Origin of the sequence: Curtobacterium sp. PhB130, assembly GCF_003755165.1 — a bacterium.
Classification (GTDB): Bacteria; Actinomycetota; Actinomycetes; order Actinomycetales; family Microbacteriaceae; genus Curtobacterium.
This window is the reverse complement of the sequence record NZ_RKII01000008.1, coordinates 592,191-608,512: the sequence shown is the minus strand read 5'-3', so window position 1 is coordinate 608,512 and position 16,322 is coordinate 592,191. Positions and strand designations below refer to the sequence as shown.

Annotated in this window: 17 protein-coding genes; 12 read left to right on the top strand and 5 right to left on the bottom strand. The window is 67.0% G+C overall.

Annotated elements, in window-relative coordinates:
• Nucleotides 1-175 precede the first annotated feature (175 nt).
• The 5 genes from EDF24_RS12885 (at nt 176) to EDF24_RS19690 (ending at nt 3,475) form a co-directional block, all read left to right on the top strand.
• The gene (locus EDF24_RS12885) at nt 176-970 is read left to right on the top strand and encodes a hypothetical protein (protein WP_123703272.1); all 795 of its coding nucleotides are present in this window, start codon (nt 176-178) and stop codon (nt 968-970) included.
• Nucleotides 967-1,443 carry a hypothetical protein gene (locus tag EDF24_RS12880; protein WP_260233439.1) on the top strand — a complete coding sequence of 159 codons (477 nt, stop codon included), beginning with the start codon at nt 967-969 and terminating at the stop codon, nt 1,441-1,443. The genes EDF24_RS12885 and EDF24_RS12880 overlap by 4 nt, the downstream gene beginning before the upstream one ends.
• A gap of 733 nt (nt 1,444-2,176) precedes the next feature.
• Nucleotides 2,177-2,542 (top strand): hypothetical protein, encoded by a 366-nt coding sequence (locus tag EDF24_RS18910; RefSeq protein ID WP_148070887.1) that lies wholly within the window; start codon nt 2,177-2,179, stop codon nt 2,540-2,542.
• The gene (locus EDF24_RS18905) at nt 2,539-3,186 is read left to right on the top strand and encodes a hypothetical protein (RefSeq protein WP_148070886.1); all 648 of its coding nucleotides are present in this window, start codon (nt 2,539-2,541) and stop codon (nt 3,184-3,186) included. Before EDF24_RS18910 ends, EDF24_RS18905 begins: the two co-directional genes overlap by 4 nt.
• 34 nt (nt 3,187-3,220) lie before the next feature.
• Nucleotides 3,221-3,475: a nucleotidyltransferase domain-containing protein gene (locus EDF24_RS19690; protein ID WP_185021660.1), complete on the top strand. Its 255-nt coding sequence runs from the start codon at nt 3,221-3,223 to the stop codon at nt 3,473-3,475.
• 76 nt (nt 3,476-3,551) lie between these two features.
• On the opposite strand, the gene EDF24_RS12865 is transcribed toward EDF24_RS19690, so the two are convergent.
• A complete protein-coding gene (locus EDF24_RS12865; RefSeq protein ID WP_185021659.1) occupies nt 3,552-4,703 on the bottom strand; it encodes an XRE family transcriptional regulator in 1,152 nt (383 codons plus the stop codon).
• On the bottom strand, nt 4,696-5,469 hold the full coding sequence (locus tag EDF24_RS19215) for a hypothetical protein (protein WP_185021658.1): 774 nt from the start codon (nt 5,467-5,469) through the stop codon (nt 4,696-4,698). The genes EDF24_RS12865 and EDF24_RS19215 overlap by 8 nt, the downstream gene beginning before the upstream one ends.
• 518 nt (nt 5,470-5,987) lie before the next feature.
• Here EDF24_RS19215 and EDF24_RS12860 point away from each other — a divergent pair.
• The 3 genes from EDF24_RS12860 to EDF24_RS12850 are packed head-to-tail and all read left to right on the top strand — an operon-like array spanning nt 5,988 to nt 8,325.
• Entirely contained in the window at nt 5,988-6,605 is a 618-nt protein-coding gene (locus EDF24_RS12860) for an ABC transporter permease subunit (protein ID WP_311316807.1), read from the top strand.
• A gap of 2 nt (nt 6,606-6,607) precedes the next feature.
• The gene (locus EDF24_RS12855) at nt 6,608-7,387 is read left to right on the top strand and encodes an ABC transporter permease (RefSeq protein WP_123654317.1); all 780 of its coding nucleotides are present in this window, start codon (nt 6,608-6,610) and stop codon (nt 7,385-7,387) included.
• The gene (locus EDF24_RS12850; protein ID WP_123654316.1) at nt 7,387-8,325 is read left to right on the top strand and encodes an ABC transporter substrate-binding protein; all 939 of its coding nucleotides are present in this window, start codon (nt 7,387-7,389) and stop codon (nt 8,323-8,325) included. Before EDF24_RS12855 ends, EDF24_RS12850 begins: the two co-directional genes overlap by 1 nt.
• A 19-nt stretch (nt 8,326-8,344) precedes the next feature.
• Here the strand turns inward: EDF24_RS12850 and EDF24_RS12845 are convergent, their stop codons facing one another.
• Nucleotides 8,345-10,039 (bottom strand): collagen-binding domain-containing protein, encoded by a 1,695-nt coding sequence (locus EDF24_RS12845; protein ID WP_123703261.1) that lies wholly within the window; start codon nt 10,037-10,039, stop codon nt 8,345-8,347.
• 191 nt (nt 10,040-10,230) lie between these two features.
• On the opposite strand from EDF24_RS12845, the gene EDF24_RS19210 reads away from it, so the two are divergent.
• A complete protein-coding gene (locus tag EDF24_RS19210) occupies nt 10,231-10,788 on the top strand; it encodes a hypothetical protein (RefSeq protein ID WP_185021657.1) in 558 nt (185 codons plus the stop codon).
• The gene (locus tag EDF24_RS19205; RefSeq protein ID WP_185021656.1) at nt 10,785-11,540 is read left to right on the top strand and encodes a PspA/IM30 family protein; all 756 of its coding nucleotides are present in this window, start codon (nt 10,785-10,787) and stop codon (nt 11,538-11,540) included. Before EDF24_RS19210 ends, EDF24_RS19205 begins: the two co-directional genes overlap by 4 nt.
• 21 nt (nt 11,541-11,561) lie before the next feature.
• Here EDF24_RS19205 and EDF24_RS12835 read toward each other — a convergent pair whose 3' ends face one another.
• Complete coding sequence (locus EDF24_RS12835; RefSeq protein WP_123703530.1) at nt 11,562-11,906, bottom strand: cupin domain-containing protein; 345 nt, start codon at nt 11,904-11,906, stop codon at nt 11,562-11,564.
• Nucleotides 11,907-12,003: 97 nt separating this feature from the next.
• A complete protein-coding gene (locus EDF24_RS12830; protein ID WP_123654311.1) occupies nt 12,004-13,014 on the bottom strand; it encodes a LacI family DNA-binding transcriptional regulator in 1,011 nt (336 codons plus the stop codon).
• 135 nt (nt 13,015-13,149) lie between these two features.
• Here EDF24_RS12830 and EDF24_RS12825 point away from each other — a divergent pair, with 135 nt between their 5' ends.
• Together EDF24_RS12825 and EDF24_RS12820 are read left to right on the top strand one after the other, a co-directional pair.
• Nucleotides 13,150-14,904: an alpha-amylase family glycosyl hydrolase gene (locus tag EDF24_RS12825; protein ID WP_123703259.1), complete on the top strand. Its 1,755-nt coding sequence runs from the start codon at nt 13,150-13,152 to the stop codon at nt 14,902-14,904.
• Nucleotides 14,905-14,945: 41 nt separating this feature from the next.
• Nucleotides 14,946-16,322, top strand: coding sequence for an ABC transporter substrate-binding protein (locus tag EDF24_RS12820; protein ID WP_243698312.1), 1,377 nt, complete (start codon nt 14,946-14,948; stop codon nt 16,320-16,322).

Here is a 16,322-nt window from a genome sequence, read left to right as displayed (position 1 = left end):
CGCAATCGATGCGCCGATCGGGCGACATCCGCAGAGACCGATGCGTTATCAATCCTGCGGTGATCCGCCGTTCTTGCTCTGCCCACAACTGGGGCGTCGGGCTGGCTCGCCCATCACGCTACGTTGAACAGAACCACAGTCTTGATGGACGCTCAACGAAGGAACCCCCCTCTCCATGATCTCGAAGAAGACGTTCATGGCGGCCGCACTCGGAGGGGCAGTAACGCTGCTCCTCGCCGGCTGCAGTACGTCATCCACCTCCAACGTCGCCGCCGGCGCCGTCAGCGAGTCTGCGACGGCATCACCGACGCCGACCCCGACGACCGTAGAGGCCCTCCCGTTCAACGCCGGCGGGTACCTCGGCGGCAACGCGACACCGACAGTCGACGCCGGGGAAGTCGGCAAGGTCTCTGTCGTGGCCACTGCGCCGCTTGACTCGGACGGCATCGGCAGCGGCACATTGGCGTTCGCGTTCCGCAACAACACATCGGCACCGATCTCCCACGTGGACTTCACCGGCACGGCCACCGCCAGCGGCAAGGTCGTCGCGAGTGGCTCGAGTCAGGACACGATCCCGGCGCAGGTGCAGCCAGGAGAAGCAGGCTTCGGCTACATCTACTTCGAAGACACCTCGTCGATCCCGGAATCCGGAGTGCAGTACGACTTCAAGGCCTCGACGTCGCCAGCGAACACCTCCTCCTACAACACCGCGCCGCTCACCGTCACCCAGGCGGACAACAACGGAACATCCATCATCGGCACAGCAGCGAACAAGACCGGCAAGCCCCTCACCGGGCCGTACTCAGTCGGGATCTACTGCTTCAACGGCGACGCCCTGTCCGCTTCGACCCTCGACTACGCCACGGAGACCGGGGACATCGAGGCGGATGCGACCGTGTCATTCAGCCACGACCTGTACGACACCCCGTGCGACACCTTCGCAATCGGCGTCTCGGGGTGGTTCCAGTGAAGCGGCTAATCGGGCCCATCGCGCTCGCTGCGATCTTGGCACTCACCGGGTGCAGTGCGCCGAACTCCGGGGGCACCGCCGCCGAAGCCACCAGCAACCCCAGCACTGCGGTCGCGTCCACTCCAACTCCGGACCCGGTGGTCATCCCCGATCTGGCTGGGGACTGGAAACAGAACAACTCGGCGAGCGACGACGGGTGGATGACCGCAACCGTGTCCGGGAACACCATCACGGCGAGCTTCGTCACCGATAACGGCGACACCACGTCGCTGTTTTGGGTCGGCTCCTTTACACCTCCCACGGACGACACGACGCCGTACACCTGGACGTCGACGCGAGACAAAGCAGCGACCGAGACCGCGCTGCTGGCGTCGACGGACGCGACGAAAGACTTCATTTACGAAGACGACGAGATCAGCTTCCCTGTGAGCATCGCAGGCAGCACCGCGACCGTTCGACTGTCCAAGAACTAGTCCGCCGGGCGCACTAGTTGGTTTGTGGGAGCCGCTCATGCTCGCGCTGAGCATGAGCGGCTCCCAAGCTGGGGCACCGCAACATCGCGCAGACATACTGAGCGTTATCGGCGCCGTTGGCCGGATTCCGGGTGTCTTTGGCTACGACCAGATGCGGACTGGCACATGCAGTCGGACGCGGCAATCGAGGGGGTGGTGGGGCGGTGCCCTGCTTGCCGAGGTCGGCGACGGACCTCCCCGCTAGAGCCAAGCGTTGCTTCCGAAAACCGCGCCAGAGCACGTCCGTCTTTCGCTTCCGATCCGCGGTAGCGTGGTTGCGGGCTGAGCCAAACATGGGTTGGCCCGCGTTGATGGGAACTCGACAAGAGGGATGGCTGTGTCAAGATCGTGTGCGCGCGGCGGCAGTGACGCAAGTCAAGCAACAAAGAACGTCCTCCTTGCAGAGTCCGGGGGATTTTGTCAGAATCCTGACTGCAACCAGAGCATCTTCAAGACAACCTTTTCTGGGCAAACTGTACATTTCGCGGAGCTCGCGCACATCATCGCTGCGAGCCCCGGCGGTGCTCGTGGTGATGATCGTGTCGGTGAGACCGAGCGAGCGGGCGATGCGAACCTGCTAGTGCTTTGCGCGAACTGCCATAAGGTCGTAGACAAGGCTGACGCTGACTACCCTGTCGATCTACTCCGCGAATGGAAATCTTCGCACCGAGCGAGACTCGACGCAGTATTCGGCGTGCAGACATTCAATGACCGTGAGAGTCTTCGAGGAGCGATCGACCCGCTTCTGCGCCTCAACAAGCTCATTCACGCTGAGTTTGGCCCAGATTCCGCCCCTTTCGTGATGCCATACGATGATCGCGCGGACACTTGGCGGGTCAAAGTGCGCGAAGACATTCTGCCGAACAACCTCACCGTCGTTCGCCTTCTCGAGGTCAACGAGCGGCTTCTGACTGAAGATGAAAGAGAAACTGTGGCAGCTCTCCGTCAGCACGTCTTGGACCTCGAACGACGCCACCTAGGCGAGGCCCCAATTCCCGGAGGATCCCGATGGCCGCGCGGGATGGGCGCCATCGCCGAGCCGCTGGACGTGAACTCATGACGGGCGAGGCTGCACGCGCAGCGAGGTGGCTGAGCTCGAAGTCAGACTCGATCGGGACGTATGAGAACGTTGCTGACAGCTTCGCATGGCTTCAACGCGACGATGGACGCCGTATCGGCCTTGGTGCCCTGGACGACCCGGTGGTTACGGGCTCGATGGTGGCCAGATTGGTTGAGGACTACCCAGAAGCTGAGCTCGTTCTCCTGATGCACAAACCCATACGGGTAGATGGCCTTGCTTTCGTCGAGGCCGATAGTCATGGCGTTGTACTCTGTGACTGGGCAGACGCAATTCGGGCTGTCGATCAGGAGGAGCCGAGCGAGTACGTCAGTCCGAGCATCCGATTTGCGTTCGCTCACATACATGGCCTCTCCAATGTGGTCAAGATTAGCCGGGTTGGCCTAAATCGATTCGAAGTCGAGTGTCGTACAGGTGTTATAAAGTCGGTTGTACTGGATATTGGTTATGAACCAACGACTGCGCAGTTTTTTGACGAGCTTGCGCAGGGTCTTTTTGACTACTACTACTGCACGAACCCGAATGGTGCCGGGCCTGCTCTAGGTCTTTACAAAGCTGCGGCTGATGCGGGCATTGAGGTTTTCGTGAGGCCCGGGCAACTTATGTCCGCACTTGCTAAGACCTGAAGGATTGCGGAACTGGGAGGCGTTACGCCACGTTGTGTCCGCGCACGCCAACGTTCAGGTTTACGGATTCGGGTCGTTTACGCGCGGGGAGTCAAAGTATCGAGACATCGATATTCTCGTGATTTACCGGAATCTAGAGCAGCTACGGGCGTTCCTAAGGGACCTGTATGAGCTTCCCTCGGACCTGCCGGTCGATGTGATCTCCATGACGCCAGAAGAGGAGCGCCATTTTGACTTCATTCGGTCGGAGGGGGCACGCTTGGTCCTCGGTCCTGCCCGCGAAGTTTAAATGTACAATGTGCTTTCTCAGCGTTGCGTGACTCGATGAGCTCGAGCATGGCCGCCTGAGTTGCGAGCGTTAGGGGTTACAACAGCGCTCGCAGCTTTGGTCTGCTATCGCCTGTAACGCCGAGAAGTGTTTTGACAGTAAGTGGGCGCCATCGCAGCTGTTGGGCGAGTGACTCGACAGTGACCCCTTCGGTTGTCGCGTACTCGAACGCGCGTTGCAGCAGTACTGGAATCTCGCCCTCAAACTCGGCGGTCGACAGGTTTGTCAGAAGGTTGGCGGATCGCATGACTTCGATCCGCTGGTACGCGCGCCGGGCGGACGAATCGGAGAGGATGCCGAGTTCGCGGGAGCGGAATATTAGTGCCTTCATCTCTACGCCCCACTTATGGCTCAGCTTGCTTAAGTTGTCCCAATCAATCCGTGGCTTCAGCACGTTTCGCATCGCACGCTCAGGCATGAGAAGCTCGCCTGCGAAAGCATTCGCTTCGCGTTCGATGATGAGCTCTCCGTGGACCTCCTCGCGATGTAGAAGTAGGTGGCCGATCTCGTGCGCGAGGTTAAACCGATGCTTGAAGACGCCTTCGGCGCGGTCCGGCGGCGTTACGACAATTGGCCTCGAGAGTTTGGACGTTGAGAACGCGTCGATGCGTTGTTTCTCTCCTGCGCCGGCGAACGCGGCGAAGACGACAACGACGCCATTCGTCTCAGAAGTCCGAGTGAGGTGTGCAAACGGCTCGTTCAGAGGGATGCCCCAGTGTGTCCGGAGCATGTCCGCTGCGTCTCGGAGCTCGGCCCTAGACCGATCCCGCGAGCTTCCGTTGAGGGTCTGGGGGAGATTGACTTCGGGGAACTGCACCCAGCGTTCCAATGCATGCGTTAGCTCCCACACCTGCTCTGTGAACGCGAGCGCCTTGTTGCGTTGCCCGACGCTCGTGGAGCGCAGCGAGCGAAAGTGCGCGTCGGAACTGTCAAGGGATGTCAGTGGTCGGTCCGGGGCGAAGAATTCGATTGGAACGTCAAGACTGTCCGCCAGTGCGCGAAGTACATCCGCTTTCGGGTTGTGGACACCAGACTCGTACTGCCCAACAGCCGCTGGCGAAACGCCGACCTTCTCAGCGAGCGCCTGCTTCGTCATCATCGTCAAGCGCCTTGCTTGGCGGAGCCGAGCGGGGTCGAAGAGCCGCGCGACATCGTCGGCCTTCGCCGAAGACGGAAACTGGTCAGTCACCCGTGCCACTCTTCTCCTCCTCGGCTCCGTGTTCGGTGCCCTCGTCGACTTCCTCAGGGTTGTCGACGGCTGCCGCGCGGATGCCAAACGTCGGGTTCGGCAGCGGTGCGTTGTCGAATCGGTTGTCGTCGGTGTCGACATCGACGCGTTGCGGGGCGCTCCGATAGAGGTCGAGGTCCACATCGACGTAGTGCTCCCACGTGATGGACTTCGGGGTCTGCAGGCTACCTTGGCCGAGTCCGGCCGCGAGTACTCCCGCTTCTGCGTTGCTGATGTAGGGCACGAGAAGGATCTCGGCGACCTGTCCCTCGGGGATGATCGGCGGCAGTTCGTCCCACTCGGTGCCGTCGTCATCGACGAGCCCCGCGAGATCGAAACCGTGGTTCAGGCTGTAGCGGCGCGCCATCTCGAGGATGCCCTTCCGGATCCGTTGGTCGGCGACGCGTCCGTCCCGAACGGCGCGCTTGAGGCTGTCACCCACCTTGATCGGGTACAGCAGGACGCCGTTGAGGACGACGAGGTCGTAGGGTGCGCCGCGAGGGTGGAAGCGCGTTGCCCCTGGCATGCCGTCGAAGCGGTCGATCAGCTGGTCGTACACGGACAGCCAGAACGTTGCGCCGTATGTGGTGCGCTTGCGAAGCCTGCCTGCGTCCTGAGCGTCGCTAGCGTCGCGGTGGGCGGAGTCGATGCAGCTGAAGACGGCTTCGATGACGTCCTCGGCGTCAGTGCCGAGGAGCTGGCGCAGCCACAAGGGGGTCGAGACCATGAGGTACCTTTCGGGTAGGTGGTGCTCCTGGAGTTCTTGACCTAAGAGTAGCACCTATGCTTCAGATTCGCGCACGATGTGTTCGCTTTTCGTGAGTTTCGTTTTGGCCAGGCGCCAGGGTGCCGCGCGTAGGAGTGGGCCACTCGCAGCGCTCTCCTTCGAGAACCAAATTCTTGTCCAGGCAGGTCAACGCAGGTCCGAAGATGTGATGAGCCGCCTCGCTCGGTCTGGAACGAGACCGTGGAAGAGATCCCCGTAACCCGTGGAACGCCCGTCAGTACTGGGATCCGCGATCCGCGTGATCACTGGCATCCGCGAATAAGCCGAACACCTCGCCAGCCAGCCACCCGGTCAGAACCGTCCTGCGCGGCTACTCTCAGACGGACGCAGCAGCCCTGCGGGACGAAGGCCCCATCCGCTGGCCTTCCGATGAGGATTGGGGTGCTGACCTGCACTGGATCACCGCGAACTTCGGTCTCATCTGGAGCCTCACCGTCACGCACACGGCGCTCGCCGCCGTGCCGATCGTCCTCGGGTTCGTCGTGGCGGTGCCGCTGGGGTGGGTGGCGAACCGTTGGCGCGCAGTTCGATCGGTCATCGTCGGCGGCGGCAGTCTGCTCTACACGATCCCGTCCCTGCCGCTCTTCGTGATCCTCCCGTACCTGCTCGGGACACGCATCACGGATCCCGTCAACATCGTCGTCGGGCTCTCCGTCTACGCGGTCGCCATCATGGTGCGGTTGTCGTCCGACGCGTTCGGCGCCGTCTCGGCGGACGTCATCGACTCGGCCACCTCGGTGGGTTTCTCGGCGTGGCACCGTTTCTGGGCGGTCGAGTTCCCGTTGGCCGGCCCCGTCCTCCTCGCAGGGATGCGGGTGGTCTCCGCGAGCACCGTTGCCCTGGTCTCGGTGGGCGCCCTCGTCGGTTCCGCGAACATCGGCTTCCTGTTCACCGACGGGCGACAGCGGCAGTTCCTCGAAGAGATCCTCGTCGGCGTGGTGGCGAGCCTCGTCATCGCACTGGTCTTCGACGCCGTCCTCGTGGCGATCGGGCGCGTGCTGATGCCGTGGTCGCGTCGAACCCCGCTCCGGCCACGGCGGCGCGCAGCGCTGGCGACGATCGAACGCGGGGCCTGACCGTGCAGTTCTTCCTCAACGCCGTCGCTTGGCTCCTCGACCCGGCGAACTACCGTCCCGGCCTCCAGACTCCGCTCCCGATCCAGGACCGGATCGTCGAGCATCTGCTGTACACGTTCATCTCCGTCGCGATCGCAGCCCTGATCGCGCTTCCACTGGGCTTGTACATCGGCCACACCGGACGCGGACGCGGGTTCGTCATCGCCTTCAGCGGCGGCATGCGCGCCCTGCCGACCCTGGGTCTGCTCGGCACCCTCTTCGTCGTCATCGGGTTGACCGTGCCGTTCACGCAGACCGCGTTCTTCGCGTCCATCATCGCGTTCGTCGTCCTGGCGATCCCGTCGATCCTCGCCGGGGCGTACGCAGGAGTGGAGTCCGTGGATCCGGAGACGGTGGATGCCGCCCGCTCGATCGGGATGACCGAACTGCAGATCGTCTGGAAGGTCGAGATCCCGCTGTCGCTGCCGCTCATCATCGGCGGGATCCGCGCATCGGTCCTGCAGGTCATCGCGACGGTGGTCATCGCGTCGTACGTCTCACTCGGCGGGCTCGGTGCGATCATCTCGACCGGGATCAGCCTGAACGACAACGACCTCATCCTCGGTGGCGCGTTGCTCGTGACGGTGCTCGCCCTCGTGATCGACGGGCTCTTCGCGCTCGCGCAGCGCCTCACCCGACGCGGCCACGAAGCACCGACCCGCCGCCGTCGCACACACGTCCGTACGCTGCCATCCCGGCGCCGCGCGGTGACGGTATCCACCGTCGACGAAAGGGACCACTGATGTTCACAGCAGGCACCACGACACGCATCCTCGCGGGCGTGGTGGCGATCGGAACGATCGTCGCCCTCTCCGGATGTTCCACTTCTGATCCCACGAAGGCGGCTCCAGGCGGCAGCTCCGGATCGGGCAGCACGCCGATCGTGGTCGGTTCGTTCAACTTCCCGGAGAGCGAGATCCTCGGCAACATGTACGCGCTGGCCCTGAAGGACGCGGGGTTCGACGTGACGACCAAGTTCAACCTCGGCCCCAGGCAGACCACGATCCCCGCGCTCAAGGACGGTTCGATCAACCTCATGCCGGAGTACAACGGCAACCTGCTGTTCTTCTACGACACCAAGGCCACCGCGAAGACGACAGCGGACGTCGACGCGGCGCTGAAGACCGAGGTCCCGAGCGACTTCCAGGTGCTCGACCCGTCGCCGGCGCAGGACAAGGACGCGTACGTCGTGACCCAGGCGGAGGCGGCGAAGGAGGGCCTCACGTCGATCTCGGACCTGTCGAAGATCCAGCCGTTCACGCTCGGAGCCAACCCGCAGTTCGGCACACTTCCCTACGGCATCCCCGGGCTCAAGTCGACGTACGGCGTCGACAAGGTGACGTTCAAGTCGATCGAGGACTACGGCGGACCCGACACGGTCAAGGCGCTCGTCGACGACACGGTGCAGGTGGCCGACATCTACACGACGTCGCCCGACCTCGTGACGAAGAAGCTGCTCGTGCTGAAGGACCCCGAGAACTTGATCGCGGCGCAGAACGTCCTGCCGTTCCTCAACAAGAAGATCTCCAGCGCGAAACTCGCTTCGGTGTTGAACAAGATCTCCGCGAAGCTCACCACAGACGACCTCATCGCGCTGCGCAACCGTGTCGAAGGGAGCGAGAAGGCCCAAGCCGCGACCGCGGCGAAGGACTGGCTGACCAAGGAAGGGCTGCTGCGGTAGCCCAGAGTGGGTCGTCGGGTCACGAGCGACGTGCGCGCTGCCGTGCGACGACGATGGTCAGCGTGAGCCCGCCGAGCAGGAGCGCTCCCGCAACGAGTGTGAGCCCGAGCGGGTCGTACCCGGTGAAGGCGAGCGAGCCCGCATCCGCCCAGGGCGATTCCCCACCGTCACCGGTGATCTCCGGCCCTGCGCCAGCACCCGGGTCCGACGGCGGCCCGGCGTCCGGGGCCGGCGTGCCGGTGGGGGTCGGAGTCGGTTGCGCCGTCGGGGTGGGTGTCGGTGTCGGCGACACGGCCGTGTTGACGATGGTGCACACCACGTCGTCACCGCCCTCGACGGTGACCGTCGCGCCGGTGACCCGCGCGCCGACGCACGTCCAGTCGCCAGCCGTGTACCCGTCGGGGCCGCCCGACTCGGAGAGCGTGTAGTCGCCCGCAGCGACGGTCTGGTCGGTCACCGCGGAGCTGCCGCTCTGACCGCTGATGGTCGTGGCCCCGGCACCGGCACCGGCAGCGGTCAGCGTCCAGTCGGACGCGGAGGCCGTGCCGCCGTCGACCTGTTTGACGAGCGTCAGGTTCCCCGTCACGGCATCGGTCGTGACGCACGACACCTCGGCCGCGAAGGGGAAGCCGTGGATCTCACGCGGGGCGGGGCCTGGTCGGGCCGGGACCCCGTGGACGAAGGACGCGGCGATCACGTTGCCCTCGATGTTCTGTGTGACGTCCCACTGCAGGAGGGCACGTGGCGCGTAGATGGTGCCTTCGAGCGCGTCGGCACCGGTGACGTGGACGGTCGTCGCGTCGGGGAAGTTCCACAGCACGAACGGGGCCTGCCCGTTGGTCAGGTTCGCGAGGTTCGGGATGGACCCGTCGAACGACGTCCCGGTGACGTTGACCACCAGCGGGCTGTCCGATCGGGGGAGCCCGTCGAAGGTGAGCTGCCCGAGGGCGTCGAGGTCGGCCGCGGAGACGGTCAGCACGTTCGTCACGCCCGGTCGGATCGCGACACGGGCGGCCGACCCGTCGGGGACGGGGCTGGTGACGGGCGTGCCCTCGTCGTCCGCGAGGGTGGTCGTCGCCGGGCACGTGCCGATGTCGGTCGAGAGCGCGCGGTAGCGGGTGAAGGACGCATCGAAGTCGAGGACCGACGGGTCGGCCAGCCGTGGGACGGTGGCAGCCGGCTCGGCGACGGTCCCCTCGATGCGGGGGATGCTCTCGGCGGTGCCGCCCTCCGGAGCGATCCGGTAGGCGATCGACGCCCCGTTCTGGTCGGCGTCGAACGCGTCGTAGGTCGACGTGTCGCCGACGTGTGTGAGCCCGCCGTTGAGGACACGGAGGATCGCGCCGCTGTCCGCGGGGAACTGGACACCGCCCTGGACGTAGAGGTACGTCGGACGGTCGTCGCCGGGCAGCGTGGGCGCGCCGATCGGGACGCTGCCGGCCGCGATGTTGTAGTCCGTGTCGAACGCCAGGTCCCCGCCCGCGGCGACTGTGCCCTCTGCCTCGTCGGCGGAGAGTGCGACGTCGCCCTGCACGAACACCAGGAATCCCTGGTTCGCCGCGTGGCCGTCGACCGGCACGGTGACGGGGTTGACCGGAGCGACGTCCGCCGCCTGCGCCGGTCCCGCTGAGGCTGCCGTGAGGGCGAACGCCCCGATCGCCGCACCGACGACACCCGTCGCGGTGATCCGACGCACTCGCGTCGCACTGGTCATCTGCTGCTCACGGTCGCATCGACCCTGCTCCACGCCACAGTGATCCCCAACCCCGGGGCCCTGGTTTCCCCGGTCCGCCCGACCGTAGACCCGAGGGCGGTCCCGGCGGGACCGGACCGCTCGATATCGCCCTGTTCGGGTGATGGTCCGTCGCCGCGGCGCGAGTGATCCTGGTCGGCAGGAGGTTCTCGATGGACGTTCTCGGCTGGGTGCTGGTCTCGCTCGTGGTGGCGCTCATCGCGTTCTGGGCGGCAGTGGCGATCATCGTGCTGCGGATGGCCCGCGCCCTCCGACGCAGCACGACCGTCCGGACGATCGGCTGGCGGGTCCGGATGGCGACGACGCCCGGACCACGGCGGACCGCGATCGCGCTCAGGGCGGACCTCGCTCGCACGGTCGAACGGGCGCATGCGGCGCTCGCCTACGCGATCGCGGTCGACCGAGCGGAGCCCGGAGTCCGACGGCTCGTCCTCCGCATCGATGCGGGTGCGGCCTCCGTCGACGGAGCGATCGCGTTCCTCCTGACCGACCACGACGCCGGCCGGGTCGCGGTCGAGCTGCCGGCGCTCCGGAGTCAGGCCGCCGAGCTGTCCGGCATCGTCGACCGTCTCTCGAGCACGATCCGTTCCGTCACCAGCGAGACCGGCGGACGGATCTCGATCCTCCGGGACGACGTCGACCGGGAAGCGGCCGCGCTGGCGGCCGGGACGAATGCGTACCGAGACCTGACACGAAGGGACCGACCGTGAGCAACACCGGACGCCTGAAGGCCATCATGCAGGGCAAGGCCGCCCGAGCGATCGACCGGATGGACGACCCACGCGACGCCCTCGACGACACCTACGACCGTGAGGCCGAGATGCTCCAGCAGGTGCGCCGCGGGATCGCCGACATCGCCACGGCCCGCAAGCGCGTCGAACTCCAGGGACAGGAGGAGGGCGCCCGGTACGCGCGGCTCGGCGAGCAGGCGCGGGAGGCGATCGACCAAGGACGCGAGGACCTCGCTCGGATCGCCCTGGAACGACGGACGTCGGTCGCCGCGCAGGTCGCGACGCTCCGCGTGCAGTTCGAGGGGCTCGAACGCCAGCAGACCCGGCTGCAGGAGACGGAGCAGCGGCTCCGCGAACGGCTCGCGGCGTTCCGGATCGAGAAGGAGACGATCAAGGCCTCCTACGCGGCCTCAGCGGCACAGGTCCGCGTCAACGAGGCGGTCGCCGGCATCAGCGGTCAGTTCGACCAGGCCGCGGCACGGCTCGACCACGCCAGGGAACGCATCGCGCAGATGCAGGCTCGAGCTGCGGCCACCGACGAGCTCCTCGCGACGAACGGCATCCCCGACGTCACGGGCCAACCGGACGCGGACCTCGACCGGCAACTCGGGTCGACGGCGGACCGCTCCGCGATCGACCGGGAACTCGCCGCGTTGCGGGAACGACCCGGGATCGACGGCGACGCTCGGGGCGGTGCCGGGTCCTGGCTCGAGATCGACGGTCCGCGCTGACCCCGGAACGGCCACGGCGGGTCACGGCACCGGGCCGAGGACGGATGTCGGCGCTCCGCCCCCTGGCGCGTCCTTCAGCTCGATGAGGACGGTGTGTGTCGGGGTCGCGCCGGTGTTGCGGCCGGAGTGTCGTTGCGCGGCGAGCCACACGGCCTTCCCGGCGGGGAGCGCGACGTCCACGGTCCGGTCGTCAGCGGCGAGCTGCCGTTCGAACGCGGTCAGCGTCACCATCACGCTGTTCGGGTGCCGGTGCGGGTGGGTCTGGTCGCCCGGCTCGTCCGTGTAGTCCAGCACCCGGACGTGCTCGTTCTCCCACAGCAGCCGGTAGTGCTCCGGGTCCGTCTCCAGGGGATCGTCTGCGGTCATCGTCGACTCGCTTCCGTTCATGTGCGTCGGTGCCCACCATCGTCCTCCGGTCGACGCCGGAACGCCGCGGATCGGGGCACCGGACCGCGCGGAGCGCTCAGCGCGCCGCCGTCGACTCCCGTACGACCAGCTCCACGGGGATGACCACGGGCTCGCCGGGTGCACCCCGGCCCTGCACCTCGTCGAGGAGCATGCTCGCCGCGATCGACCCCTTCGCCGCGACGTCCTGGCGGACGGTCGTCAGCTTCGGCGTGACGTAGTGCGCGACGTCGATGTCGTCGAAGCCGACGATCGACACGTCGCCGGGGACGGAGCGGCCGTCCTGCCGGAGCCCCTCCGTGATGCCGACGGCCAGGATGTCGGCCGTGGCGAACACGGCGGTGACGTGCGGGTGGTCGCCGGCGAGCGCTGCGCCGGCGGTGACGCCGAACTCCCACGTCGGGTCGACGACGACCTGGTCGGCCGGGTCCCATGCCACGCCCGCCTCGAGGTGCGCCTGCAGGAACCCCTCGAAGCGCTGGCGGACCAGGCCCACGTCGGAGAACGCCGGGCTGGCGAACGCGATCCGCCGGTGTCCGAGGGCGAGCAGGTGTTCGGCCGCGAGCCGTCCGCCCTCGCGGTCGTCGGAGCGCACCCCGGTGGTCCGGGTGTTCGCGGAGTAGCTGTCGAGCGCCAGGATCGGGGTGCCGCCGGTCGGTCGGAAACCGTCGACCTCTTCGTCGAGGAACCCGAGCACGACCGCGCCGTCGAGGTTCCAGGACCGCAGTGCGACGTCGACCTCGGCGGTCTCGTTCACGCCGCGGAACAGCAGGTGGTAGCCGCGATCGCGGAGTTGCCGTTCCAGGAACCCGAACACCGCGACGTTGTGCGGACTGAGCACGAGGATGTCGTGTTCGGATGACGGGACGAGCAGGCCGATCAGCCGTGAGGTCTTCGCGGCGAGGCTCCGCGCGGACGCGTTGGCCACGTAGCCGCGCCGATCGACGATGGCGCGGACGCGCTCGATGGTGCCGGCGGAGACCTTGTCGTGGTTGCCGTTCACGACGTTCGAGACCGTCATGAGGCTGACTCCGGCCTCGGCGGCGATGTCCTTGAGGGTGACGGGCACGGGCGGTTCGTTCCTGCTTCGTGAGGGGAGTTGACATCCGGGAGCGGAGCACCATATTGTCACTCCAGCGCCGAGTATAGCGCTAAACCAAATCCGGTCGAGGCACTGTCGCCCGACCGTCGGAAGGACCGGACGATGACGCTCAGCCCGCCCCGTGACACCGCGGCCACGCCCGGCACGTCGGCCTCCGACGAACCCGGTCTGGAGGCTCGGATCGGCTCCACGACGCCGGTCACCGACCAGGAGTGGTGGCGCACCGCCGCGATCTACCAGGTCTACGTGCGCAGCTTCGCGGACGGGAACGGCGACGGGATCGGCGACCTCGCGGGCGTCCGGTCACGGCTCGGGTACCTCGCCGCCCTCGGCATCGACGCGATCTGGTTCACCCCCTGGTACCGCTCACCGCTGGCCGACGGTGGGTACGACGTCGAGGACTACCGCGCGATCCACCCGGACTTCGGCGACGTCGCCGTGGCCGAGGCGCTCATCGCCGAGGCCGCCGCGCTCGGCATCCGCACGATCGTCGACGTGGTCCCGAACCACGTGTCCGACCAGCACGCCTGGTTCCAGGAGGCACTCGCGAGCGAACCGGGCAGCGACGCCCGGGCCCGGTTCTGGTTCCGCGACGGGCTCGGACCGGACGGGGACCTGCCGCCCGGCAACTGGCCGTCGAGCTTCTCCGGCAGCACCTGGACGCGGACCACGGACCCCGACGGCACGCCAGGGCAGTGGTACCTGCACCTGTTCACCCCCGAGCAGCCGGACCTGAACTGGGACCACCCGGACGTCCGGCGTGAGCACGAGGACGTCCTCCGGTTCTGGCTCGACCGCGGGGTCGCCGGTGTCCGGATCGACTCCGCCGCACTCGTGGCGAAGGACCCGGCGCTGCCGGAGATCGTGGGGGAGTACCCCGCCGGGCAGCACCCCAACGTCGACCGCGACGACCTGCACGAGATCTACCGCGGATGGCGTGCGGTCGCGGACGAGTACACCGCGCGTGCGGCGACGGACGACGGGGACACCCTCGGCGACCGGGTCCTCGTGGGGGAGATCTGGTTGGCGGACCTCGAGCGGTTCGCGCTCTACCTGCGGCCCGACGAGATCCACATGGCGTTCAACTTCGACTTCATGGCGCGGCCGTGGGGCGCCGAGGGACTCCGTGCCGCGATCGAGGAGACCCTCGCCGTGCACGGACCCGTCGGCGCCCCGGCGACGTGGGTGCTCTCGAACCACGACGTCACCCGCCCGGTGACCCGGTTCGGGCGCGAGGACAGCGCGTTCGCGTTCGACACCAAGCGGTTCGGGACGCCGAGCGACCTCGTCGTCGGCGCCCGACGTGCCCGGGCCGCCGCGATGCTCGCCGCCGCGCTCCCCGGTGCGCTCTACGTCTACCAGGGCGACGAGCTCGGGCTGCCCGAGGTGGAGGACATCCCGCTCGACCGGATCGAGGACCCGATGCACCACCGTTCCGGGGGTGTCGACCCGGGCCGCGACGGGTGCCGTGTCCCGCTGCCGTGGACGACCGACCCCGCGACGGCCGGCTTCAGCCCCGCCGGGGCCACCGGCGAGCCGTGGCTCCCGCAGCCCGCGGACTGGGGGACGTACTCGGTGGCCGCGCAGCAGGACGACCCCGCGTCGACGCTGTCCCTGTACCGCCGGGTGCTCGAACTCCGCCGTGGCGACGACCTGCAGCACGGCGACCTCGTCTGGGACGACGACGCCCCCGACGTCATCGCGTTCCACCGGGGCGCACTGCTCCACCGCACGAACTGCGGGACGACCGCGGTGCCGCTCCCCGACGACGCCGACGTCCTGCTCGCGAGCGGACCCCTCCCCGACCACACCCTGCCCCCGGACACGAGCGTCTGGCTCACCGTCCGTTCCGCCTGACACAGCACGCACCACCCGACCCGCTCCACGACCAAGAGGACATGACGATGAAGTCACGCACCAGGATCGCGTTCGCCGCGATCGCCACCACCGCAGCGATCGGCATGCTCGCCGGCTGCAGCACCGGATCGAACGCCGCCAGCTCCGACGGGAAGACCAAGATCGTCGTCGCCATCGACGCCGGCCTCGAGAAGCCGGCCAAGGTCGCCTTCCAGAACCAGGTGAAGGCGTTCGAGAAGGCCAACCCGAAGATCACCGTGACGAGCCGTGAGTACACGTGGACCGGCACGACGTTCGCCGCCGAGCTCGCCGGCGGCACGCTGCCGGACGTGTTCACGATCCCGTTCACGGACGGCAAGTCGCTCATCCAGCAGAACCAGATCGCGGACATCTCCGGCCTGGTCTCGAAGCTGCCGTACGCGGAGAAGTTCAACCCGAACGTCGTGAAGAACGGCGAGAACGCGGACGGCGACATCGAAGCCCTCCCCATCGCGGCGTACGGCCAGGCGCTGCACTACAACCGCGACCTGTTCACCCAGGCCGGCCTCGACCCGGACTCGCCGCCGACCACCTGGGCCGAGGTCCGCGCCGACGCGAAGCAGATCGCCGACAAGACCGGCAAGGCCGGCTACGCGACGATGACCCAGGGCAACACGGGCGGCTGGATCCTCACGTCACTGGCCTACGCGATGGGCGGTCGTGCGGAGACCGGCTCCGGCGCGAAGACCAAGGCCACCGTCGACACCGCCGCGTACGAGAAGGCCCTGACGCTCATGCAGGACATGCGGTGGAAGGACGACTCGATGGGCGGCAACTTCCTCTACGACTGGAACGCCATCAACCAGGCGTTCGCCTCCGGCCAGGTCGGCATGTACGTCTCCGGCGGCGGCAACTACGGCTCGCTCGTGTCGCAGAACCAGATCGACCCGAAGTCCTACGGCGAGACGGTCGTGCCCCTCAGCGGGAAGGACGCCGGAGCGCTCGGCGGTGGCACGCTCGCCGCGGTCAGCGCCAAGTCGACCGCCGAGCAGCAGGCCGCAGCGGTCAAGTGGATCGACTTCTACTACATGCAGAAGCTCTTCACGAAGGCCGACGCCCAGCGCGACGCGAAGACCCTCGCCGCCTCCGACCAGCCGGTCGGTGCGCCGCAGGTCCCGGTCTTCGACAAGGCCACCTACGACAAGACCCTCGAGTGGACCAAGGAGTGGATCAACGTGCCGCTCGACCAGATGAAGCCGTACACCGAGCAGCAGTTCGACCAGACGATCGTCCCGGAGCCGGCGAAGAACACGCAGGAGCTCTACGGCCTGCTCGACCCGGTGGTCCAGGCCGTCCTGACGGACAAGTCAGCGGACCCGGCGAAGCTGCTGTCGGACGCGCAGACGCAGATCCAGGCCAAGCTCGATTCGGCCAAGTGA